Raw genomic sequence first — 21,731 nt, 5'->3', positions numbered from 1 at the left:
ACTTAACCAGAGCCGCGCGACCTGATACGACAGCCCAAACCACAGGCAAACAGCAAATGACATTCAAAGACAAGTCCAGGCGTCCGGGGGCAAAGTCCTCCGACCGCAGCGGCAAGCCGCAAACCAGAAAACCAACCGCCCGCCCAGTCGACAAGTTCGAAGACAAGCCCGCGTCGAAGCCCGTCCGCGCTCCGCGTGCCGAAGCAACCGCGACCGACGACGTCGTCAAGCCCGAGCGTATCTCCAAGCTGCTCGCCCGCGCCGGCGTCGCCTCGCGCCGCGACATCGAGCGCATGATCATGGAAGGCCGCGTTTCCGTGAACGGCAAGGTGCTGGAGACCCCGGTCCTCAACGCCACACTCGCCGACAAGATCGAGGTCGATGGCCATCCGATCCGTGGCATCGAACGCACGCGTCTGTGGCTCTACCACAAGCCGGCCGGCCTGGTGACCACCAATTCCGATCCGGAAGGCCGCCCGACAGTGTTCGAGAACCTGCCGGAAGAGCTGCCGCGCGTCATGTCGATCGGCCGCCTCGACATCAACACCGAGGGCCTGCTGCTGCTCACCAATGACGGTGGTCTCGCCCGCGTGCTCGAACTGCCGACCACCGGCTGGCTGCGCCGCTACCGCGTGCGCGCCTATGGCGAGGTCGACCAGCCGGCACTCGACGCGCTGAAGGAAGGCATTGCCGTCGACGGCGTGCTCTACGGCGCGATCGACGCCACGCTCGACCGCAAGCAGGGCCACAATGTCTGGATCACCATGGGTCTGCGCGAAGGCAAGAACCGCGAGATCAAGAACGTGCTCGGCGCTCTTGGCCTGGAGGTCAACCGCCTGATCCGCATTTCCTACGGTCCCTTCCAGCTCGGCGACCTGCCGGAAGGCAAGGTGCTCGAAGTGCGTGGCCGCATGCTGCGCGACCAGCTCGGCCCCCGCCTGATCGAGGAATCCAAGGCCAATTTCGACGCGCCGATCTATTCGCACGGCGTCGAGACCGACGAGGAAGAGGCGCCAGCGTCGCCCAAGAAGCCCGGCCGCGAGCCGAAGGCCGAATGGGGCCGCGAAGAGCGCCCGACAGACAAGAAGCGCGCGCCAAAGGATTGGTCCGACAAGGGCGACCGCCGCGAGAAGGCGCTCGGACGCCTCGACACGCGCCGCGACGACGGCAAATCCGGCGACAAGTTCGGCGACAAGCCGAAGCGCCCGGCCGGCAACACCAAGGGCCGCACCGCCAATGTCTGGATGGCACCGGGTGCCCGTCCGCTCGGCGAAAAGGCAGCCGCCGCCGCCGCCCGTCGCAAGCCCGATCCGCGTGGCCCCAAGCCCGCCGAGTGTTTTGACGACCGCCCGACCTCGACCGTTCAGATCACCCGCGCCCGCGACGAAGAGGGCGATTGGATCCGCGCCGACGGTCCGGACCAGAAGCCCGGCGGCCGCAGTGGTGACCGTGGTGCAAAGCCTGGTGGCTTCGGTGCCCGTCCGCCCCGCCGTGACGGTGACGATCGCGCCCTGCGCCGCGAAGGCGCCGACCGTGGACCTCGCCGTGACTTCGGCGACCGTGGCCCGCGCCGCGATTCCGGCGACCTTGCCGAACGCGCACCGCGTCGTGAAGGTGAAGACCGCGGCCCGCGCCGCGAATTTTCCGATCGTGGTCCAAAGCGTGATTTCGGTGATCGTGCTGCGCGTGGCGATCGCCCGCGCGATGATCGTCCCCGCGACGACAGACCCCGGGATGACCGCCCGCGTGGCGAACGTCCGTTCGGCGACAAGCCGCGCGCTGGCAAGCCGGCAGGGAAGTCCTTCGGTGACCGGCCCTTCGGCGACAAGCCCGCCGGCAAGTCCTTCGGCGGCAAGCCCGCAGGGAAGCCGGGCGGAAAATCCTTTGGCGGCAAGCCCGGTGGCGGCAAGAGCTTTGGTGGCAAGCCGGGCGGACGTGCCCCCGGTGGCCCGCGCCCAGGTGGCCCTGGGGGCAAGCCCTCCGGTGGTCGCAGCGGCGCGCCCAAGGGCAAGAGGTAAGCCGGCATGCGCATTGTCGGCGGTGAGTTTCGTGGCCGGAGCCTGGCCACGCCGAAGTCGAATGACATCCGGCCGACCACCGACCGGACGCGTGAGAGCCTCTTCAACATCCTGGCGCATGCCCATCCGGGCGTGCTCGACGGCACCCGCATACTCGACCTTTTCGCCGGCACCGGTGCCGTCGGCATCGAGGCCTTGTCGCGCGGCTGCAAGTCGGCGCTGTTCGTTGAAAACAGCGTCGAAGGTCGGAGCCTCCTCTGGGAAAACATTGATGCCTTCGGCTTGCATGGCCGCGCCCGCATCCTGAGGCGCGACGCCACCGATCTCGGGCCGTCGAACAATATCGAACCCTTCGAACTGCTGTTTGCCGATCCGCCCTATGGCAAGGGCTTGGGCGAAAAGGCGCTGCTTGCCGCGCACAAGGGTGGCTGGCTGGCAAAAGACGCGCTTGTCATCCTCGAAGAGCGCGGCGATGTGCAGGTCTCCGTCGATCCAGTCTTCGCCTTTGTCGAAGAGCGCGCCTTCGGTGACACGAAAATGTACTTCTTTTCCTATAGGCCATCGTGATCCCAGTCGCGGAGAAAGGCTGAGCTCATGGATCTCGTCGCAGAAACGCCCATCCCATCCACAGCTGTCAAGGCCGATCCGACGATTGGCCTGGCACTTGGGGCAGGGGGCGCTCGCGGCTTTGCCCATATTCCGGTTCTCGAAGTCTTCGATGAACTCGGCATCAAGCCGGCGCTGATCGCCGGCGCGTCGATGGGCGCGATCCTCGGTGCGGGCTATGCCGCCGGCATGAGCGGCCGCGATATCAGGGACTATGCGCTGGAACTTGCCGACAACCGAGGCCTTGTCCTCAACCGTTTCTGGAGCCTGCGCCCGGCCAGCATCCGCGCGCTTGGCGGCTTCCGGCTTGGCCAGTTCAACCTGCCGCGCCTCTTGCGCGCCTTCCTGCCGCCGCAGATCCCCGAGAGTTTTAGAGACCTGAAACTGCCGCTGACGGTGATCGCCACCGACTACTACGGCCAGTGCCAAATGGTGCGAAGCGAAGGCGACCTCTACGAGGCGCTCTCGGCATCGGCGGCCATCCCGGCGCTTTTCGCACCGGTGACGATTGATGGGCGACTGATGATCGATGGCGGCATCTTCAACCCGGTGCCCTATGACCACCTCGTCGGCAAGACCGATATCATGGTGGCGATCGATGTAATCGGTGCGCCGGAAGGCGACGGTTCCTTGATGCCCAATCGCATCGACAGCCTCTTTGGCGCAGCACAGCTGATGATGCAGTCACATATCGCGCTGAAGATGAAGATCTTCCAGCCGGACATCTATATCCGGCCGGAGGTCAACAGCTATAAGGTGCTCGACTTCTTCAAGGCCCGGCAGATCCTCGAGGTCTGCGACCGACTGAAGGATCCGCTGAAGCGGGATATCGCAGCCCGTATCGAGGATTTCGTCCGCCGATGAGGATCACACAGCCGGTGCCTGTTCTTCGTTTTCGACGGCCTGGATCTGCTTCTTAGGCTTGATCAGTGGCTCCGGCTTGACCGGTCGCTTGTGCATGAGGTCCCGACCCGCGAGAATGCCCTCCTGCGCCTGCAGCCTCAAGCGCTCCTCGTCGCGGCGACGGATGTCCTCGCCGATCTCATAGGCCTCGTCCTCGGTCGCGCCAAGCCCTTCGAGCGTTCGGCGTCCGAACATCAGTCCGGACTCGAAGGTCTCACGCAGCTCATATTCGACGTCCCGCGCCCGCAGTTCCAGGCTGTGGATGCGGTCATAGGACCGGACAAAAAGGCGCACATCGGGGTATTCCGAGCGGATGAGATCGACGATCTTGTCGGTGATTTCCTTCTTGTGCGTACACACGGCAACGATCTTCGCCTTCTCGATGCCGGCGTCGCGCAGCATGTCGAGCCGTGTGCCGTCGCCGAAATAGATCCGGAAGCCGAAGGTTGCCGCCTGGCGCACACGATCCGGACTGTCATCGAGAATGGTCACATCCCGCCCGCTGGCCAGCAGGATTTGCGCCGCGATCTGGCCGAAGCGCGAGAAGCCGACCATCAGCACGTCGGACCCGGCCCCTTCGAAATCCTCGTCCATTTCTTCCTTTTCGGCGGAATCCCGGCTCAGCAATCTCTGGCCGATCATGGCCGTCAGCGGCGTCAATGCCATCGACAGCGTCACGATGGAGATCAGCAGCGAGGCCTGCGCGCCGCTGAACAGGCCGGCCGTCGCCGCCGTGGTGAAGAGCACGAAGCCGAATTCGCCGCCTTGCGGCAGGAGCATGGCGATCTGGATCGCATCATTGCGCGACGATCCGGCAATGCGGCAGATCGTGTAAATCACCAGTGCCTTGACCGCCATCAGAACCGGCACGGCCAGCGCGATCAAGAGCAGGTTGTCGGTGATCACCTGCAGTTCCATCGACAGACCGACGGCGATGAAGAAGAGCGCCAGCAGCAATCCGCGGAAGGGCTCGATATCGGCCTCCAGCTCGTGGCGATAGGAAGACTCGGCCAGCATCACGCCAGCGAGGAAGGCGCCCATGGCCATGGAAAGGCCGGCGACCTGCATGAGATAGGCAGATCCGAGCACGACGAACAAGGCTGCAGCAATCATCACCTCGCGGGCGCCGGTCCTGGCAATGATCTGGAACATCGGGGTCAGCAGATAGCGGCCAGCCAGGATCATCGCGATCACGGCCCCGACGGCGATCGCCACTTCAAGAAGCGCTGACTGCTCGGCCCCGCCGCCTTGCGCGCCGAGTATCGAGACCATGGCCAGAAGCGGCACGATGGCGAGATCCTGGAACAGCAGGATGGAGAAGGACCGCTGTCCGTAGCGACTGTTCATGTCGCCATAATCCTCCAGAAGCTGCAGGGCAAAGGCGGTCGATGACAGCGCCAGGCCGAAGCCCGCAACCAGTGCCCCGCGCCAGTCGAGCAGACCCGAAGCGATGACGATGCCCGTCAGCACAAGACCTGTCAGCACGACCTGACTGGTGCCGAGCCCGAAGATGTCGCGCCGCATGTGCCACAATCGGCTGGGTTTGAGCTCGAGCCCGATGACAAAGAGCAGCAGCACCACCCCGAGCTCGGCCACCGCGAGAATTTCGCCCGAGCCGCCGATCAGGTTCAGCACCGGGCCGATCACGACGCCGGCCGCGAGATAGCCGAGCACGGTCCCAAGTCCGAGCTTGCGGAAAATCGGTGCCGCGATGACGGCGCCGCCGAGCAGAAGCAGGGGTTGGGCAAACAGGGCTTCGGTTGCGCTGGCCAAGTCTATTCTCCTTGTTTGCCGCCGTCAGACGGACTTCTTGGGGCCCTATGCCGGGCTCGTGAATGGAAAAGCCCGAACCGCCCTTGATGCCCCTTGTAAGGCACAATAAATGGAGCGGGAAGGAAAGGCCAACCTATGCCCAATCAAATCGATTCCGCCAACCTCCTCGAACGCGCCGAACAGCTTGTCGATCTCGCCATCAAGGCGGGTGCCGACAAGGCCGATGCCGTCGTTGTCCGCTCCCGCTCCAAGGGAGTGAGCGTCCGCCTCGGCAAGGTCGAGTCGACCGAGGCCTCCGAAAGCGACGACTTTTCGCTCCGCGTCTTCATCGGCCGTCAGGTGGCAAGCGTCTCGGCCAATCCCGGCTTCGACCTGAAAGCGCTCGCCGAGCGCGCGGTCGCCATGGCCAAGGTCTCGCCCGAGGATCCCTTCGCCGGCCTCGCCGATGAAAGCGATCTGGCGCGCGAAATCGCCGATCTCCAGCTCTTCGACGAAACGGATGTCTCGAGCGACCAGCTGCGCGAGAGCGCGCTGGCCATGGAAGAGGCGGCCCGCTCGGTCAACGGCGTCAGCAATTCGCTGGGTGCCGGTGCCTCCGCCGGCATGGGCGGCCTGGTGCTCGTCACCTCCCACGGGTTTTCCGGCAGCTATGCCGGCTCGCGCTTCTCCCGCTCGGTCGGCGTCATCGCCGGCGAAGGCACCAAGATGGAGCGCGACCATGATTTTGACAGCCGTCTCTATTTTGCCGAGTTCGACAGCCCCGAAGAGATCGGCCGCCGCGCAGCCGAGCGTGCCGTCCGCCGCTTGAACCCGCGTCAGGTGCCGACCGCCTCGAACCTCACCGTCGTCTTTGATCCCCGCGTCGCCCGTGGCTTCGTCGGCACGATCGCCGGCGCCATCAACGGTGCTTCGGTTGCCCGCAAGACCTCCTTCCTGCGCGACAAGATGGGCCAGCAGGTGCTGAAGGCTGGCCTTAACATCACCGACGATCCGCTGAAGGTGCGCGGCTCCTCGTCTCGCCCCTTCGATGGCGAAGGTGTTGCGGGCAAGGCGCTGACCATGATCGAGGACGGGGTGCTGAAGCACTGGTTCCTCTCCTCGTCTGCCGCCCGCGAACTGGGGCTCAAGACCAATGGTCGCGGCGTGCGCGGCGGCACCTCCGTCTCGCCATCTTCCACCAACCTCACGCTGGAGCCCGGCGACATCTCCCCGGAAGAGCTGATCCGCAGCGTCGGCACGGGCCTTTACGTCACTGACATGATCGGCAGTGGCGTCGACATGATCACCGGCGACTATAGTCGCGGGGCGAGTGGCTACTGGATCGAGAACGGTGAACTCACCTATCCGGTCTCCGAGATCACGCTGGCCTCGAACCTCAAGGACATGTTCATGCGGATCACGGTCGCCAATGACATCGACCGCAAGTTCGGTGTGGCCGCTCCCACGCTCGCCATCGAGGGCATGACCCTTGCCGGGCTCTGATCGAAAGCCGGAAAGCACGCCCCGTTTCGACTGGCAGGCGGATCTCGCTTTGATCACCGAAGCCGCCCGCGAGGCGGGCAAGGTGGCGATGGCCCATTTCGGCCAGTCGCCGGAAGTCTGGTGGAAGAACGAGGGCCGCTCTCCGGTCAGCGCCGCCGATTATGCCGCCAACCGCATTCTGGAGGAAATCCTCCGCCATGCCCGGCCGAATTACGGCTGGCTGTCGGAAGAGACCGACGATGATCCGGCGCGCCTCTCCTGCGAAACCCTCTTCGTCATCGACCCGATCGACGGCACTCGAGCCTTCCTGGCCGGCAAGGACACCTGGTGTGTGTCGGTCGCCGTTGTCCACAAGGGAAAGCCGGTCGCCGGCATTCTCGTCGCGCCCTCCCTCGGTGAAGAGTTCACTGCAACGTCCGACGGTCCCGCACGACGCAACGGCCAGGACATCACCGTATCCACGGCCGGCATCGAGGGCAGCCTGAAGGTCGCCTCCGCCCAGGACATGGTGGCCAGTTTCAGCCCGGTGCTCAGACCCCGTATCGAACGCGTCGAGCATATCCCGTCGCTCGCCTATCGTCTGGCTCTGGTCGCGGATGGCCGTATCGATGCGACGCTGGTCAAGAAGAGCTCACACGATTGGGACCTGGCCGCCGCCGATCTGATCCTGACGCGGGCCGGCGGGTCGATCACCGATCTCGACGGGCACCCGCTTGTCTACAACAGGGAAGACGTTACCCATCCGGTGTTGTGCGCGGCATCGGCTGACCTTCTTCCGGCATTGCTCAAGAACATCACCCGAGTTCCCCGGAGTTGACCTTTCAAGGGAAATCGCGCAGATGAATTGCAACAGACCAAGAATGTGAAAAAGGCCGCAATCATGACGGAAACCAACGAAAACAAGCAGCTTCTCCATCTGGTTTTTGGCGGTGAATTGTCGAACCTCGAAGAAGTACAGTTCCGTGATCTCGACGCTCTCGACATCGTCGGCATCTTCCCGGATTACGCCAGCGCACTCGTCGCATGGAAGGCAAAGGCCCAGGCAACCGTCGACAACGCCCATATGCGCTACTTCATCGTGCATATGCATCGGCTGCTGAACCCCTCCGACAAGTGAGGCTCAGGCGGCGGCTTGTTGACCGCCGCCGTATCCGGCCCGGAAGGGTCACGTTTTCAACTCAGTCTTCTTGCATCTCTCTTGTTGCGTAGCGACGCCTCCTGAACGGGAAACATGGCATTGTCGATGAAGATGAGCAGGTCTGAACCATGGCACTGAGCGACGGTCTCGCATCCTTCGCGTTGACGTCCTATGGCTGGCTGGGTCTCGCCATCTACCCGCTGTCGCGGCCGATGCTCGCCTATCGTGCGGCCAAGGGTAAGGAAGACCGCGCCCGCCGCAACGAACGCTTCGGCCATGCGAGCCTTGCCAGACCTGCCGGTCCCCTCGTCTGGATCCATGCGGCAAGCGTTGGCGAAACCACCGCCGTCGTCGCCCTGATGCGCGAACTGCGCCGCCGCGACATCCATGTGCTTTTGACGACGGGCACCGTCACCTCCGCCGAAGTCGCCAGGAACCGCCTTGGCGATATGGTGATGCACCAGTATGTGCCGCTTGATCTCTTGCCCTCCGTCCGCCGCTTCCTCGATTACTGGCAGCCGGACGTTGCGATCGGCGTCGAATCCGAGATCTGGCCGACCACGCTGGCCGAGTTGCATCGCCGCCATATTCCGCAGATCCTCGTCAATGCCCGCATGTCCGACCGCTCCTTCGATCGCTGGAAGCGCCACCCCTCGATCGCCGAGACCCTGTTCGGCAAGCTGGCGCTGGTCATTGCCCAGTCCGATCTCGATGCCGAGCGCTTCCGCGATCTCGGCGCCTGGCCGGTCAGCGTCTCCGGCAATATCAAGGTCGACAGCGATGCGCCGCCTTGCGACGAGCAGGTGCTGGAGCGCTATCGCCAGCAGATCGGCAGCCGCAAGACCTGGGCCGCCATCTCCACCTTCGACGGTGAAGAAAAGATCGCCTCCATGGTCCATCGTGCCTTGAAGGCCCATACCGGCATGCTGACCGTGCTCGTGCCGCGCCATCCCGAGCGCAGCGACGAGATCGAGGCCATGCTGGTCGAAAAAGGCCTCGTCGTCGCCCGTCGCACCCGCGGGGATGTCATCACGCCCGAGACCGATGTCTTCCTCGGCGATACGATCGGCGAAATGGGTCTGTATCTCCGCCTGACCGAAGTCGCCTTTGTCGGCCGTTCGCTCTCTGCCGATGGCGGCCAGAACCCGCTGGAGCCGGCGATGCTCGGCTGCGCGGTCCTTTCGGGCCCGCAGGTCAGCAATTTCCGCGAAAGCTACCAGCGCCTCGTGCGCAAGGGTTCGGCCCGCATCGTCCGCGATGCCGAGATGCTCGCCAAGGCCGTGCACTTTCTGCTCAACAACGAAGTCGCCCGCTCGAAGATGATCGATGCCGGTCTCGAAAGCATGCAGGAGATGCGCGGCGCGCTCACCGCAACCCTCAAGGGCCTCGAGCCCTATATCAGCCCGCTCTCGGTCAAGGCCAAGCTTGAGCCGCGCGCCGCAGGCCAGAGCTGACACGCACCAGGACCACATCCATGACCGACAAGCCCCGCATCGCCGGCATCCTGTTCGACAAGGACGGGACGCTGCTCGACTTCGACGCAAGCTGGGGCCCGGTCAACCGCGAAGTCGCCCTGATGGCCGCCGATGGCGATGCGTCCCTCGCGGACCGTCTGCTGACCGCCTGCGGCATGGATCCGGTAAGCGGCGCGATTGTCCCCGACAGCCTGTTTGCCGCCGGAAACACGATCGAGATCGCCGAAGGCATGATCGAGGCTGGCTCGCCCTTCGGTCTCGAAACCCTGGTTCCGAAGATCGACGACTGCTTTGCAAGGGCCGCCGAGTTCTCCGTCCCCGTGACCGAACTCGAACCGCTCTTTGCCCGCCTGCATGGCAAGGGCCTGCGCCTTGGCATCGCCTCCAGCGACAATGAGCGCTCGATCCGGGTGGCCGCCGAACGCTTCGGCATCCTGCCCTATATCGATTTCGTCGCGGGCTATGACAGCGGTCATGGCAAGAAGCCAGAGGCCGGCATGGTACTTGGCTTCTGTGCTGCGACCGGCCTTTCCCCGCTAGAGGTCGCCGTCGTCGGGGACAACAACCACGATCTCCACATGGGTCGCAATGCCGGCGCCGGGCTGAAGGTCGGCGTGCTCTCGGGCACCGGCTCGCGCGAAACTCTGACCCTGCATTCCGACATGGTTCTGGCTGATATCACCGAGCTCGAAGCCGTCCTCGCCTGACGTGATCAGTGCCATTTTGGAACGCTCCAGCTTGACCATTATGCGTTGCAATGGTTCTTGTTGCGCCCAAGGGAAGGACGCCACAGGGGCGTCGCGGTCACGACAGGGACGAGAATGGTATCCGAGGCACCGCCTTTCTGGTGGACCAAGACCGGCTGGCAGGCGATCTGCCTTTATCCGCTTTCCTTCGTCTATGGCCGCATCTCCGGCGCCATCATGCGTCACCGTCGCAGGCATGCTCTGCCGGTTCCTGTCATATGCGTCGGCAATTTCACCGTCGGCGGTGCCGGCAAGACCCCGACCGCAATTGCCATTGCCCGCGCCGCCAAGGCCAAGGGCCTGAAGCCGGGTTTCCTCAGCCGTGGCTATGGCGGCTCGCTCGATGTGACCACCGTCGTTGACAGTCATCACCATCGATCGACCGCCGTTGGAGACGAACCCCTGCTGCTGGCCCGCGAGGCGCTGACTGTCATTTCCCGCCGCCGGATCGCCGGCGCCGAAAAGCTGGTCGCCGAAGGCGCCGATCTCATCATCATGGATGACGGTTTCCAGAGCGCCCGGCTCACCGTCGATTATGCGCTCATCGTCATCGACAGCCTGCGCGGCATCGGCAATGGCTGGGTCGTTCCGTCAGGCCCCGTGCGCGCGCCGATCGGCATCCAGATGCGCCATCTCGATGCCATCCTGAAGGTCGGGCGAGGGGACGCCGCCGATCAGTTCGTCCGGCAGGCATCGCGGAGCGGAAAGCCGGTCCTCGTGGCCAATGTCACGCCGCGCGCGGCCGAGGATCTCCGCGGCCGCTCGGTCTTGGCCTATGCCGGGATTGCCGATCCCAACAAGTTCTACCGCACGCTGGAAGAGCTCGGCGCCGTCATCGCCGACCGCCAGGATTTTCCCGACCACCACCACCTCGCCGACGACGAGATCGCGGACCTGCTGGCCCGTGCCGAAAAGCAGGGTCTGCAACTCGTCACCACCGCCAAGGACAGTGTGCGCCTGACAGGTGGTCACGGGCGTTCGGAAGAGCTTCGGGAGAAATCGCGCGTGGTGGATGTCGACATGCTGTTCGACGATCCGAAGGCGCCGGGCCTGATCATCGACCAGGCGATCGAGGCATGCCGCCGCAGGCGTCTGGCAAGGAAGGCGTAAAGCTCAGCGGCGCTGGTTGGGCAGGGCGCCCGCGCGCTTTTCGGCTTCCAGCGAGGCTGCCGCATCGACATAGGCTTCCTGCCGCGCCACGCTCCAGTATTTCAGCTCGTCGACCATGACCGGGCGACCGGTGATCGCGCAGGTGACGAAGGTTCCGGGCGTCAGGATCTGGAAATCGGCATCGAGATAGCGGATCTTGGCTTCGCGGTTTCCGCCGCCTTCGAAACGGTTCATCACTCTTCTCCTGCGCCGCGTGTCACGGAACTGCAATACAGCGCCCTCCCGGCGAATGAAAGATGCTCCACCCCAAAACCCCGTCGAATGCCGCTCAGCTCCGTCCGAACAGACGTTCGATGTCGGAGAGCTTCAGCTCCACATAGGTCGGCCGCCCGTGGTTGCACTGGCCAGACCCCGGCGTCTGCTCCATCTGGCGCAGAAGCGCATTCATCTCCTCGACCCTGAGGCGCCGTCCGGAGCGCACCGAGCCGTGACAGGCCATGGTCGCCGCGACATGCTCAAGCTTCGCCGACAGCCGATCGGCCGTATCCCATTCGGCAATCTCGTCGGCGAGGTCACGCACCAGCTGCGTCGCATCCATCTCGCCGAGCATGGCCGGCGTCTCGCGCACCGCAATCGCGCCCGGACCGAAGCGTTCGATGGCAAGCCCCAGCTGCTCCAGGCTTTCCGCATGGGTCATCAGCCGGTCGCAGTCTTCTTCCGGCAGGTCGACGATCTCGGGGATCAGCAGCCCTTGCGACGGGAGCCTGCGACCCGTCAGCGCCTTGCGCATCTGTTCGAAGACCAGCCGCTCATGGGCGGCATGCTGGTCGACGATGACAAGCCCGTCATCCGTCTGCGCCACGATGTAATTCGCATGCACCTGCGCCCGCGCGGCCCCCAGCGGATAGCTGGCAATCGCCTCGACGGTCGCGCCCTGCGTTTCAGGAGCGGTCACGATCGGCTCGCTCCTGGCAGTTGGCATCGACAGGCTGTCAAAGGCCGCCTGTGCAGCCTCGCCAAACCCGCGGGCCGCAGGCGCTGCAGCCCCGGCCAATCCGCCGCCGAAGCTCGGCGTGGCTCCATGAAGCGGCCGCGAAGGCGAGCTGGCCGGTGACCAGGCCTGCGCCGGCTGCGGCGAAAATCCCGGGCGAAACGCCCGCAGCATCCCGCCGGCGCCGGTTGTTGCCGCCCGGTCGCCCTCGCGCTGCAGAGATTGTCTGATGGCTCCGACGATCAGGCCACGGACCAGAGCGGGGTCCCGGAAACGCACATCCGATTTCGCCGGATGCACGTTCACATCCACCAGCGCCGGATCAAGCGTCAGCGACAACACGGCCACCGGATAGCGACCCTGCGGAATGGTCTCGGCATAGGCACCACGGATCGCCGACAGGATCTGCTTGTCCTGGACCGGCCGACCATTGACGAAAGCATATTGATGGGCCGAATTGCCCCGGTTGAAGGTCGGCACGCCGGCAAAGCCCGTCAGCCGCACGTCTTCGCGCTCGGCATCGAGCTCGATGGCATTCTCCTTGAAATCGGTACCCAGCACCTGGGCGATGCGCGCCAGATGATCGTCACCGGTGCCGGGAAATTCGAGCGTCGAGCGGTCGGTGCCGGAAAGCACGAAGCGGATGGCCGGAAAGGCAATCGCCATGCGCTTGACGATCTCGGTGATCGCGCCGGCTTCCGCTTTTTCGGTCTTCATGAATTTCAGCCGCGCCGGTGTCGCGAAGAAGAGATCGCGCACCTCGACCGTCGTGCCCGGATTGGCCGCCGCCGGCCTGACATCCCCAACCTTGCCGCCGACCACGGCGAGCTCCGCACCGCTGTCGGCGCCCGCCGGACGGCTGGTGATCGTCAGCTTCGCCACCGAGCCGATCGAGGGCAGGGCCTCGCCGCGAAAGCCGAGCGAGCGGATATCGAACAGCGTCTCGCTGAGCTTCGACGTACAATGCCGGCGGATGGCGAGCGCCAGATCCTCCGGCCCCATGCCGCAGCCATTGTCGATGACGCGCAAGAGCGTCTTGCCGCCGCCGGCCGTCGCCACCTCGATCCGGGTGGCGCCCGCGTCGATCGCATTCTCGATCAATTCCTTCGCCGCACTGGCCGGTCGCTCGATGACCTCGCCGGCGGCGATCTGGTTGATCAGGGTTTCGGAAAGCTGCTTGATGATCATGATTTCATTTTCGCGGATTCGCGCCTTCGACGAAAGACGAAATCGTCCGTGTGTGCGGCGAATGCGATCATTAAGCGGGCCTTAACGGAATGTCTCTAATATGAACAATGACTTGCAATGTCTCCGGAAGCAGGTCCGCTGGCAGCGGAATGAGGGTACGGCCGATGTGTCCCTCGTGTGGGTTCCCGCCGGTAGCGCAACACGGCATGTCTCAGTCATGGCATCAGCCCCACAAAAGTCTTGTCGTGTTCCGCGGCAAGGTTCCAAGAGGCAGCAGTGTGAGCGAGTTTCCACCGGCCCCCGGCCAGGACAAGAGACGGCAGGGGCACGACAATCCGTCGGCCGAAGCCACGCTCGATGCTGCCCTGCTGGATGCGGTGTCCGAGGCCTTCTCTTCCGCCTTCATCGTCTATGACCGCAACGATCATCTGATCTTTGCCAGCCGCAGCGCCCGCCAGTTCCTGCCGCTGCCGGCCTCCTACTTTGCGCCCGGAACGCGTTTGAGAGATATCCTCGGCGCAGCCTACGACCTCGGCCTGCGTCATGCCGCGAGCGGCCAGTCGGACGCAACGCTCAGCCGCGAGGAATGGCTGACCCGCCAGATCGCCGCCCACTGGAAGGAGCGCTCGGAGATCCAGGCCTGCGATACCGGCAAGCGCTGGACCCGGTTTTCCAAGCGGCGTCTGTCTTCCGGCTATGGCTTCTGCGTGATGAGCGACATCACGGAGCAGAAGCGGCGTGAAGAGCAATGGCGTGCCGATATCGAACGCGTCCAACTCACCGAGGAAATCCTCGACAATCTGGCCCATCCGGTCTTCGTCCAGGATCGCAACCTACAACTCGTGGCCGTCAACAAGATCTTCTGCTCGGCCATCTCCGTTGGCGCCGACCACGCGCTGGGCGGCACGATCGCCCCTCTGTTCGAGGCGGAGATTGCCGGTCGTCTGACGACGGTGTCGAGGCAGGTGCTTGAAACCGGTATCACATCCTCCCTCACATTGCCGATGCGCCTCTACGGAGATCCCCCAAGGCCGATCCTCGTTCATGTCCAGCGGGTCGGAACGCCCGGCCGCTATCTGATCGTGGCGAGTTTCGGCGAAGTCGGGGCGGCCCTTGATCTTGCATCTGCCAAGGGTGAAGAGGCCGATGCTCTCCAAAATGACATTGCGGGATATACCGGCATTGATGGACGGTTGCGCGGCCGCAAGGCGCTGCTTGTCACCGGGGACCGGGACTTTGAGGCGAGAGCACTCGAAATGCTGCAACTCCTTGGTCTCGACAGCTGCTGTGTCCGCGACGAACAGGAGCTCGATGCCTTCCTGTCAGTGGCACGATCCGTCGGCGTTGCCATCGACCTTGCGATTGTCGATGTCGATCTGGATATGCAATGCCTGGAACTGCTCCAGGCCGTCGACGTGGATTACCTGACGCTCGCGGTCCATGAAATCGAAACGGGTCTCGCATTCGCCGTTCTTGAACGCTTGACCGCCTTGCAGCCGCCCCCGTCGGCGGCAGATGACTGGGAAATCTCCACGGAAGAGACGCCCCCATCAGCTGAAACCGTAATGCCGGGCAGCCATGAGCGCGCCTCGCTCAGACCGTCGGAGATCGCTCCGCCGTCGCCCCCGTCGCCGTCCCTGGTGCTCGTCGCTGAAGACAACGAGATCAACCAGATCGTATTCTCGCAGATCCTCGAAGGTCTGGGCTATGCCTATCATATCTGCACCGATGGCGAAGCGGCCGTGCGTCTTCAGGCGGAACTGAAGCCCGCCATTGTGCTGATGGACGTGACCCTGCCTGTCCTGAACGGCTTCGAAGCCGCCCGTCAGATCCGCCGGACGCCTGAGGACGCCCGCATGCCGACGCCGATCATCGGCGTTCTTGCCCAGGCCTTCGACAGGGATCGCGAAGCCTGCTTCGCTTCCGGTATGAACGATGTCATTCTCAAGCCCCTCAGCCCCGACGTGGTTGATCAGGCCATCCGGCGCCTGGTTCCGGATATCACCCGGCTGGCATCGACGGCGTGACCCCCCCGATTTCGGGGTGGCTGGGACTAAAGCATTATATGCATCGATATGATAATTTTAATGTTTTAGACCCATTCTGGCACGCGTGAAGGAACCGTACCAGGAAGAATAAATGGGTCCCGCCGGACTAGGCCCTGAGCGGCAACACCAGAGCGACCAGAAGACGACAGGCTACACCGATAGACTGACCGGCCTCGGCAACCGACTGAGGCTGTGCGACAAGGTGCGCCAGCTTGCGGCCGATCGCGCATCCGATCCCGCCCCTTTCACCGTTGGCATCGTCAATCTCGACGGCTTCAAGCCGATCAACGACCTTTTCGGCCAGGCCTCCGGCGATGAGATCCTGTGTCAGGTCGCCCACCGTTTGAAAGCCTGCGTGCCCGATGGCGCGATCGTGACCCGCCACGATGGAGACGAATTCGCGATCGTCCTGCCGCTGGTCTTCGAGCGTCTTGGCGCCGAACGCGCCGGTCAGTTGATCAAGGATGTGTTGTCTGCACCCTACGATCTCGGTGATCGCAACGTGCGCCTTTCCGCCTCCCTCGGTTTTGCCGTCTATCCCTTTGCCGGCGAGGATTTCGAAGAGCTGATGAAGAGTGCCGAGACGGCGCTCTACCGCTCCAAGCGCCGAGGCCGCGGCCAGATCACAGTCTACTCCCGCGAGATCGCCCAGGAGATGAAGCAGGCGACGCAGCTCGAACAGGCGCTGCGCAATGCCATCATCAACGACACGGTGGACGTCCACTTCCAGCCGATCGTGCGTCTGCGCGACAACCGCGTCGTCGGCTTCGAGGCGCTCGCCCGCTGGATCGATCCCGATCTCGGTTTCGTCTCGCCGGCCGTCTTCGTGCCGCTCGCCGAAGAGCGCGGCTTCATCGATACGCTCTCGGAGACGCTGCTGCGCAAGGCGGCAGAGGCGACACTGGCCTGGCCACGCGATCTCTTCCTCTCGTTCAACCTCTCCTCGGTCCAGCTCATGGACCTCAGAACCTCGTTCAATACGCTGTCGATCCTCAACAGCGTCGGCTTCGATCCGCGCCGCCTGGAACTCGAAATCACCGAGACGGCCGTCATGTCTTCCGCCGACACCGCGCGGCGGATCATCAAGGAATTGAAGGACGCCGGTATCCGCATCTCGCTCGACGACTTTGGCACCGGCCAGTCGAGCCTCGGGCGCCTGCGCGAATTCACCTTCGACAAAGTCAAGATCGACCGCGCCTTCGTCTCGGCGATCACGACGGATCGAACCTCCGAGCACATCATCAAGGCGATCGTCAGCATGTGCGAGGGCCTTGATCTCGAAGTCGTGGCCGAAGGCATCGAGACGGAGGCCGAAGCCCAGAAGCTGCGCGAACTCGGTTGCGGCATGGGGCAGGGCTATTACTTTGGCAAACCGGTCGATGCGGCCGCCACCTTGCGCTACCTGGCCGAGAACCATCACGACTTCGCGCTTGTCGATCGCGCCTCCGCCTGACCCTCTTGTTACTTAGGTCTGCCTTAGCAACCAGTCGCGCACCCGCGTGGCCGCTGCGCTGAGCTCGCGCGACCGGGGCCAGACGATATGGAAGGCCTGACCCGTGCGCAGCGCATGTCCGCCCACTTCTACCAGCTGCCCCTGCTCAACCAGCCGCTCGACCAAATGCCGCCAGCCGAGCGAAATGCCCTGGCCGGCCAGCACCGCCTGGATCACCAGAACATAATCATTGATCGCCAGTCGCCGCCCCGTTGGCCGGTAGTCGATGCCGGCCGAGGCAAACCATTCCGGCCAGCTGCAGGCCTGGCGCACCGGTTCTTCCAGCCAGATCAGCCGGTGCCGGGCGATTGCCTCTGGACTATCAGGCAAGCCGTTCGCCTCGACGAAGGCGGGGCTCGCGACGGCCGTCACGATCTCCGGCGCCAGTTCAGCCGAATGGTAATGCGGCCAGTCCTGCGGATTACCACCGCGCACCCCGAGCGGAATGTCTTCCTCATCGAGATCGAGATCCCGCACGCTGGTCTGGATCCGGAGGTCGATATCTGGAAGATCGTCCCTGAGGGCGGAAAGTCGCGGCAGCATCCACATTGAAGCAAAAGCAGTCGAGGCCGCGAGCGTCACATTCACCTCGCGCCCCTTCATTCGGATTTCTTCCGCCGCCCGGCCAATGCGAGACAGCCCGGCTGAGACATCGGCATGAAACCGCTCGCCAACCTCCGTCAGTTTTGCTGCCCGGTGCTGCCGCTCGAAGAGCTGCGTGCCGAGCTGTTGTTCGAGCCCACGGATGGCATAGGAGACGGCGACCTGCGACATGCCGAGCTCTTCGGCTGCCCGAGTGAAGTTCTCGTGTCGACCCGCGGCTTCGAAGATCACCAGCGCATTGGCCGAGGGGATGAGGCTGCGAAATGTAGTCATAAGCTGAGCTTATTGCATCTCCAGCAATTTTCCAGCGTCACAGGCGCTTTGGCCTGGATTAGCCTTTGAGAAAACGAGGGGAAGCGTCATGGATCAGGCACTTGCGGAAAACCCGGGCACGCGCAGGCAGCGATCGGCTCGGCGAGGGGGAGCCTTGGTCTCGCCTCTGGTGGTGCCTTATATCAGGCGCAACATCCCGACCTACGACATCCTGTCGGAGGAAAATCTCGAACGCATCGAAGCGGTGGCCGATCGCATCCTCGCCGAAATCGGCATCGAGTTTCGCGACGACCCGGCAGCGCTGGAGCTCTGGCGCAAGGCGGGCGCCGAGATGGATGGTCTTCGCGTGCGGTTCCCCAAGGGAATGCTGCGCGAGATCCTTGCCTCGGCCTCGGCAGTCTTTACCCAGCACGCCCGCAATCCGGCCAACAATGTCGAAATCGGCGGCAACGCCGTCGTCTTCTCGCCGGCCTATGGCTCGCCCTTCGTCATGGACCTCGATAAGGGCCGCCGCTATGGCACGATCGAGGATTTCCGCAACCTGATAAAGCTTGCCCAGTCCTCGCCCTGGCTGCATCATTCCGGCGGCACGATCTGCGAGCCGGTCGACGTGCCCGTCAACAAGCGCCACCTCGACATGGTCTACAGCCACATGAAATATTCCGACCGCCCGTTCATGGGCTCGGTGACGGCAGAGGACCGCGCCGAAGAATCGATCGAGATGGCCCGCATCCTGTTCGGAGCCAATTTCGTCGACCGGAACTGCGTCATCCTCGGCAATGTCAACGTCAACTCGCCGCTCGTCTGGGACGGCACGATGACAAAGGCTCTGCGCGCCTATGCTCGCGCCAACCAGGCAGCCGTCATCGTGCCCTTCATCCTCGGCGGCGCCATGGGCCCGGTCACCAATGCCGGGGCAATCGCCCAGTCGCTGGCCGAAACCATGGCCGGCTGTGCCCTGACCCAGCTGGAACGCAAGGGCGCGCCGGTCATCTTCGGCAACTTCCTCTCCTCAATGTCTCTGCGCTCGGGGTCGCCGACCTTCGGCACGCCGGAACCTGCGATCGGCTCCATGGTCATCGGCCAGCTCGCCCGGCGGCTAAAACTTCCGCTCCGCTGTGCCGGCAACTTTTCCAATTCCAAACTGCCCGATGCCCAGGCCATGCAGGAGGGCGTCATGTCGATGCTATCAGCCGTGCATTGCGGTGCGAATTTCATCCTGCATTCGGCCGGTTTCGTCGACGGGCTGCTCGCCATGTCCTACGAGAAATTCGTCATGGACACCGACTTCTGCGGCGCCCTGCATTCTTACCTCGCCGGCGTCGTCGTCGATGACAACACGCTCGCCATGGATGCCTTCGAAGAGGTCGGCCCCGGCAGCCATTTCTTGGGCTCGGCCCATACGATGCGCAACTACCAGACCGCCTTCTGGGATTCGGCCCTATCGGATAACGAACCCTTCGAAAAATGGTCGGAAGCCGGCTCCACCGATATGGCAACACGTGCCAACGCCCGCTGGAAAAAGACGCTCGCCGAATACGAAGCGCCGCCTTTGGACGTCGCCATCGACGAGGCGCTTCTGGATTATGTCGAGAGAACGAAACGCGCCAAGCCGGACGCCTGGTACTGAAAGATAAGAAGCCGATGAAATACCCCCCTCTGTCACTCCGTGACATCTCCCCCTCAAGGGGGGAGATTGGTCGATCCGCTGCCCTGCGGTTCCACTGTCCGCCCGGACTGAAATCAACGGATTGGGAGGGCAGCGACAATCCGATCTCCCCCCTTGAGGGGGAGATGCCCGGCAGGGCAGAGGGGGGTATGCCCCATGCTTGATCGCAGCAAGGATCCCCTTCTCCAGCCTTTCCAGTTGAAGCACCTGACGCTGAAGAACCGCATCATGTCGACTGCGCATGAGCCGGCCTACTCGGAAGCGGGCATGCCGACCGAGCGCTACCGGCTCTACCACGTCGAAAAGGCGAAAGGCGGCATCGCGCTTACCATGACGGCAGGCTCCGCCAGTGTCAGCCGCGACAGCCCGCCCGCCTTTGGCAACCTCTTGGCCTGGAAGGACGAGATCGTCCCGCATCTGAAGCGCCTCACCGACGACTGTCACGAGCATGGCTGCGCCGTGATGATCCAGCTCACCCATCTCGGCCGACGCACCAACTGGAACAAGGGCGACTGGCTACCGGTACTCGCGCCTTCCCCGATCCGCGAGCCGGCCCACCGGCATTTCCCGAAGGAGATCGAGGACTGGGACATCGAGCGCATCGTCGAGGACTATGCGACCGCCGCCGCCCGCATGCAGGAGGCCGGCCTCGATGGCATCGAGTTCGAGGCCTACGGCCACCTGATGGACAGCTTCTGGTCACCTGCCACCAACAGGCGCGAGGATGAATTCGGCGGCTCGCTCGACAACCGCATGCGCTTTTCCAACCTGGTGATATCAGCCGTTAGAAAGGCCGTCGGCCCGGATTTCATCGTCGGCATTCGCATGGTCGCCGACGAGGACTGGGACAAGGGTCTGAGCCGCGACGAAGGCGTCGAGATCGCCAAGCGTTTCGCCGGCGGCGGCAAGATCGACTTCCTGAACATTATCAGGGGCCATATCGAGCACGACGCGGCACTGAACAACGTCATCCCCATCCAGGGCATGGCCGCCTCGCCGCATCTGGATTTCGCCGGTGACGTGCGCGCGGCGACCAAGTTCCCGGTCTTCCATGCCGCCCGCATCGCCGATGTCGCGACCGCCCGCCATGCGATCGCCGAAGGCAAGCTCGATATGGTCGGCATGACCCGCGCCCATATCGCCGATCCGTATATTGTCAGAAAAATCATCGAAGGCCGTGAACATCAGATCCGCCCTTGCGTCGGCGCCACCTATTGTCTCGACCGCATCTATGAAGGCGGCGAGGCGCTCTGCATCCACAATGCCGCGACCAGCCGCGAAGCCCTGATCCCGCATGACCTGCCCAAGGCAGCGAAACTCCGCAAGGCCGTCGTCGTCGGGGCGGGGCCGGCGGGCCTCGAAGCTGCACGCGTGCTCGCCGAACGCGGCCACCATGTCGAGGTCCTGGAGGCATCGAGCCGGGCCGGTGGCCAGGTGAACCTCTTGACCCGCAATCCGCGCCGCAAGGAAATGGTCGGCATCGTCGATTGGCGTCTGGCGGAACTCGATCGTCTGGGCGTTGCCATCCATTACGACACCTATGCCGGTGCCGAGGACGTACTCGCTTTCCAACCCGATCTGGTGGTCATCGCCACGGGTGGCATCGCGCAGTCACCGGAGCTGGAGGCAGGCGAGGAACTCGTCACGTCAAGCTGGGATATCCTCGCGGGTAGCATCAAGCCCGAAGGCCCCGTTCTGCTTTTCGACGACAATGGTGGCCATCCCGGCATGAGTGCTGCGGAAGTGATCGCCAATGCCGGGGTCGAGTTGGAAGTCGTCTCGCCGGAGCGCTTCTTCGCACCCGAAATGGGCGGCATGAACCATGTGCCCTATGCGAAGGTGTTTGCGGAAAAGAATGTGAAGGTGACGATCAACACCCGGCTCGTCGCCGTGCGTCGCGAGGGCAATGGCCTCGTTGCGACCCTCGGTTCGGACTTTGCCGAGACGAGAACCGAGCGCCGTGTCGCCCAGGTGGTCGTGGAACATGGCACCCTGGCCAACGCTGATCTGTACCTGGAGCTGAAACCTCTTTCACGCAATCGCGGCGCAGTCGACTATCCCGCCCTGATCGCCCGGCGGGATCCGCTTCCGGTGAGGAACGCGGAGGCAGCCTTCGATCTGCTTCGCATCGGCGACGCCATCGAAAGCCGCAATATCCATGCGGCGATCTATGACGCCCTGCGCTTCTGCAGCCTTTTGTGACGACAAAAGAATAG

17 protein-coding genes are annotated in these 21,731 nt (G+C 63.8%); 13 read left to right on the top strand and 4 right to left on the bottom strand.

What is annotated here, in order from left to right:
- The first annotated feature begins 56 nt into the window (after window positions 1-56).
- From AC1PUL_RS13575 to AC1PUL_RS13565, 3 genes are read left to right on the top strand one after another with little or no spacing between them, the layout of a single operon-like run.
- A complete protein-coding gene (locus AC1PUL_RS13575) occupies window positions 57-2,018 on the top strand; it encodes a pseudouridine synthase (protein ID WP_480464688.1) in 1,962 nt (653 codons plus the stop codon).
- A gap of 6 nt (window positions 2,019-2,024) precedes the next feature.
- A complete protein-coding gene (rsmD, locus tag AC1PUL_RS13570) occupies window positions 2,025-2,585 on the top strand; it encodes a 16S rRNA (guanine(966)-N(2))-methyltransferase RsmD (RefSeq protein ID WP_298464630.1) in 561 nt (186 codons plus the stop codon).
- Between the two features lie 27 nt (window positions 2,586-2,612).
- On the top strand, window positions 2,613-3,488 hold the full coding sequence (locus AC1PUL_RS13565) for a patatin-like phospholipase family protein (RefSeq protein ID WP_480464687.1): 876 nt from the start codon (window positions 2,613-2,615) through the stop codon (window positions 3,486-3,488).
- A gap of 3 nt (window positions 3,489-3,491) precedes the next feature.
- On the opposite strand, the gene AC1PUL_RS13560 is transcribed toward AC1PUL_RS13565, so the two are convergent.
- On the bottom strand, window positions 3,492-5,300 hold the full coding sequence (locus tag AC1PUL_RS13560; protein WP_480464686.1) for a monovalent cation:proton antiporter-2 (CPA2) family protein: 1,809 nt from the start codon (window positions 5,298-5,300) through the stop codon (window positions 3,492-3,494).
- A gap of 135 nt (window positions 5,301-5,435) precedes the next feature.
- On the opposite strand from AC1PUL_RS13560, the gene AC1PUL_RS13555 reads away from it, so the two are divergent.
- The 6 genes from AC1PUL_RS13555 (at window position 5,436) to lpxK (ending at window position 11,251) form a co-directional block, all read left to right on the top strand.
- Window positions 5,436-6,782 carry a TldD/PmbA family protein gene (locus AC1PUL_RS13555; protein WP_480464685.1) on the top strand — a complete coding sequence of 449 codons (1,347 nt, stop codon included), beginning with the start codon at window positions 5,436-5,438 and terminating at the stop codon, window positions 6,780-6,782.
- Window positions 6,769-7,599 (top strand): 3'(2'),5'-bisphosphate nucleotidase CysQ, encoded by an 831-nt coding sequence (locus AC1PUL_RS13550; RefSeq protein WP_480464684.1) that lies wholly within the window; start codon window positions 6,769-6,771, stop codon window positions 7,597-7,599. Before AC1PUL_RS13555 ends, AC1PUL_RS13550 begins: the two co-directional genes overlap by 14 nt.
- Window positions 7,600-7,662: 63 nt before the next feature.
- A complete protein-coding gene (locus tag AC1PUL_RS13545; RefSeq protein WP_162548176.1) occupies window positions 7,663-7,899 on the top strand; it encodes a DUF4170 domain-containing protein in 237 nt (78 codons plus the stop codon).
- Between the two features lie 155 nt (window positions 7,900-8,054).
- The gene (waaA, locus tag AC1PUL_RS13540; protein ID WP_480468583.1) at window positions 8,055-9,374 is read left to right on the top strand and encodes a lipid IV(A) 3-deoxy-D-manno-octulosonic acid transferase; all 1,320 of its coding nucleotides are present in this window, start codon (window positions 8,055-8,057) and stop codon (window positions 9,372-9,374) included.
- Between the two features lie 20 nt (window positions 9,375-9,394).
- The gene (locus AC1PUL_RS13535; RefSeq protein WP_480464683.1) at window positions 9,395-10,102 is read left to right on the top strand and encodes an HAD family hydrolase; all 708 of its coding nucleotides are present in this window, start codon (window positions 9,395-9,397) and stop codon (window positions 10,100-10,102) included.
- 114 nt (window positions 10,103-10,216) lie between these two features.
- A complete protein-coding gene (gene lpxK, locus AC1PUL_RS13530; protein WP_480464682.1) occupies window positions 10,217-11,251 on the top strand; it encodes a tetraacyldisaccharide 4'-kinase in 1,035 nt (344 codons plus the stop codon).
- A gap of 3 nt (window positions 11,252-11,254) precedes the next feature.
- Here the strand turns inward: lpxK and AC1PUL_RS13525 are convergent, their stop codons facing one another.
- Window positions 11,255-11,485, bottom strand: coding sequence for a DUF2093 domain-containing protein (locus tag AC1PUL_RS13525; protein ID WP_162548179.1), 231 nt, complete (start codon window positions 11,483-11,485; stop codon window positions 11,255-11,257).
- Window positions 11,486-11,579: 94 nt separating this feature from the next.
- Window positions 11,580-13,430 carry a DNA mismatch repair endonuclease MutL gene (gene mutL, locus AC1PUL_RS13520; protein WP_480464681.1) on the bottom strand — a complete coding sequence of 617 codons (1,851 nt, stop codon included), beginning with the start codon at window positions 13,428-13,430 and terminating at the stop codon, window positions 11,580-11,582.
- Between the two features lie 278 nt (window positions 13,431-13,708).
- On the opposite strand from mutL, the gene AC1PUL_RS13515 reads away from it, so the two are divergent.
- Both AC1PUL_RS13515 and AC1PUL_RS13510 read left to right on the top strand, forming a co-directional pair.
- On the top strand, window positions 13,709-15,457 hold the full coding sequence (locus AC1PUL_RS13515) for a response regulator (RefSeq protein WP_480464680.1): 1,749 nt from the start codon (window positions 13,709-13,711) through the stop codon (window positions 15,455-15,457).
- A 112-nt stretch (window positions 15,458-15,569) separates the two neighbouring features.
- A complete protein-coding gene (locus AC1PUL_RS13510; protein WP_480464679.1) occupies window positions 15,570-16,931 on the top strand; it encodes a putative bifunctional diguanylate cyclase/phosphodiesterase in 1,362 nt (453 codons plus the stop codon).
- Between the two features lie 12 nt (window positions 16,932-16,943).
- Here AC1PUL_RS13510 and AC1PUL_RS13505 read toward each other — a convergent pair whose 3' ends face one another.
- Window positions 16,944-17,846: a LysR substrate-binding domain-containing protein gene (locus AC1PUL_RS13505; protein ID WP_480464678.1), complete on the bottom strand. Its 903-nt coding sequence runs from the start codon at window positions 17,844-17,846 to the stop codon at window positions 16,944-16,946.
- A gap of 88 nt (window positions 17,847-17,934) precedes the next feature.
- Between AC1PUL_RS13505 and AC1PUL_RS13500 the strand changes: the two genes are divergently transcribed.
- Entirely contained in the window at window positions 17,935-19,476 is a 1,542-nt protein-coding gene (locus AC1PUL_RS13500) for a trimethylamine methyltransferase family protein (protein ID WP_480464677.1), read from the top strand.
- Window positions 19,477-19,671: 195 nt separating this feature from the next.
- Window positions 19,672-21,717, top strand: coding sequence for an oxidoreductase (locus AC1PUL_RS13495; RefSeq protein ID WP_480464676.1), 2,046 nt, complete (start codon window positions 19,672-19,674; stop codon window positions 21,715-21,717).
- Window positions 21,718-21,731: the final 14 nt, after the last annotated feature.

Source organism: Rhizobium sp. P43, assembly GCF_056730705.1.
Note: the sequence above shows the minus strand (reverse complement) of the source record. Positions and strands in the feature narration are given on the sequence as shown.

Bases quoted from the DNA above. Each gene is read 5' to 3' on its own strand.
- AC1PUL_RS13575 (WP_480464688.1), top strand. From the start codon at position 57: ATGACATTCAAAGACAAGTCCAGGCGTCCGGGGGCAAAGTCCTCCGAC.
- rsmD (WP_298464630.1), top strand. From the start codon at position 2,025: ATGCGCATTGTCGGCGGTGAGTTTCGTGGCCGGAGCCTGGCCACGCCG.
- AC1PUL_RS13565 (WP_480464687.1), top strand. From the start codon at position 2,613: ATGGATCTCGTCGCAGAAACGCCCATCCCATCCACAGCTGTCAAGGCC.
- AC1PUL_RS13555 (WP_480464685.1), top strand. From the start codon at position 5,436: ATGCCCAATCAAATCGATTCCGCCAACCTCCTCGAACGCGCCGAACAG.
- AC1PUL_RS13545 (WP_162548176.1), top strand. From the start codon at position 7,663: ATGACGGAAACCAACGAAAACAAGCAGCTTCTCCATCTGGTTTTTGGC.
- AC1PUL_RS13535 (WP_480464683.1), top strand. From the start codon at position 9,395: ATGACCGACAAGCCCCGCATCGCCGGCATCCTGTTCGACAAGGACGGG.
- lpxK (WP_480464682.1), top strand. From the start codon at position 10,217: ATGGTATCCGAGGCACCGCCTTTCTGGTGGACCAAGACCGGCTGGCAG.
- AC1PUL_RS13525 (WP_162548179.1), bottom strand. From the start codon at position 11,485: ATGAACCGTTTCGAAGGCGGCGGAAACCGCGAAGCCAAGATCCGCTAT.
- mutL (WP_480464681.1), bottom strand. From the start codon at position 13,430: ATGATCATCAAGCAGCTTTCCGAAACCCTGATCAACCAGATCGCCGCC.
- AC1PUL_RS13510 (WP_480464679.1), top strand. From the start codon at position 15,570: ATGGGTCCCGCCGGACTAGGCCCTGAGCGGCAACACCAGAGCGACCAG.
- AC1PUL_RS13505 (WP_480464678.1), bottom strand. From the start codon at position 17,846: ATGACTACATTTCGCAGCCTCATCCCCTCGGCCAATGCGCTGGTGATC.
- AC1PUL_RS13500 (WP_480464677.1), top strand. From the start codon at position 17,935: ATGGATCAGGCACTTGCGGAAAACCCGGGCACGCGCAGGCAGCGATCG.
- AC1PUL_RS13495 (WP_480464676.1), top strand. From the start codon at position 19,672: ATGCTTGATCGCAGCAAGGATCCCCTTCTCCAGCCTTTCCAGTTGAAG.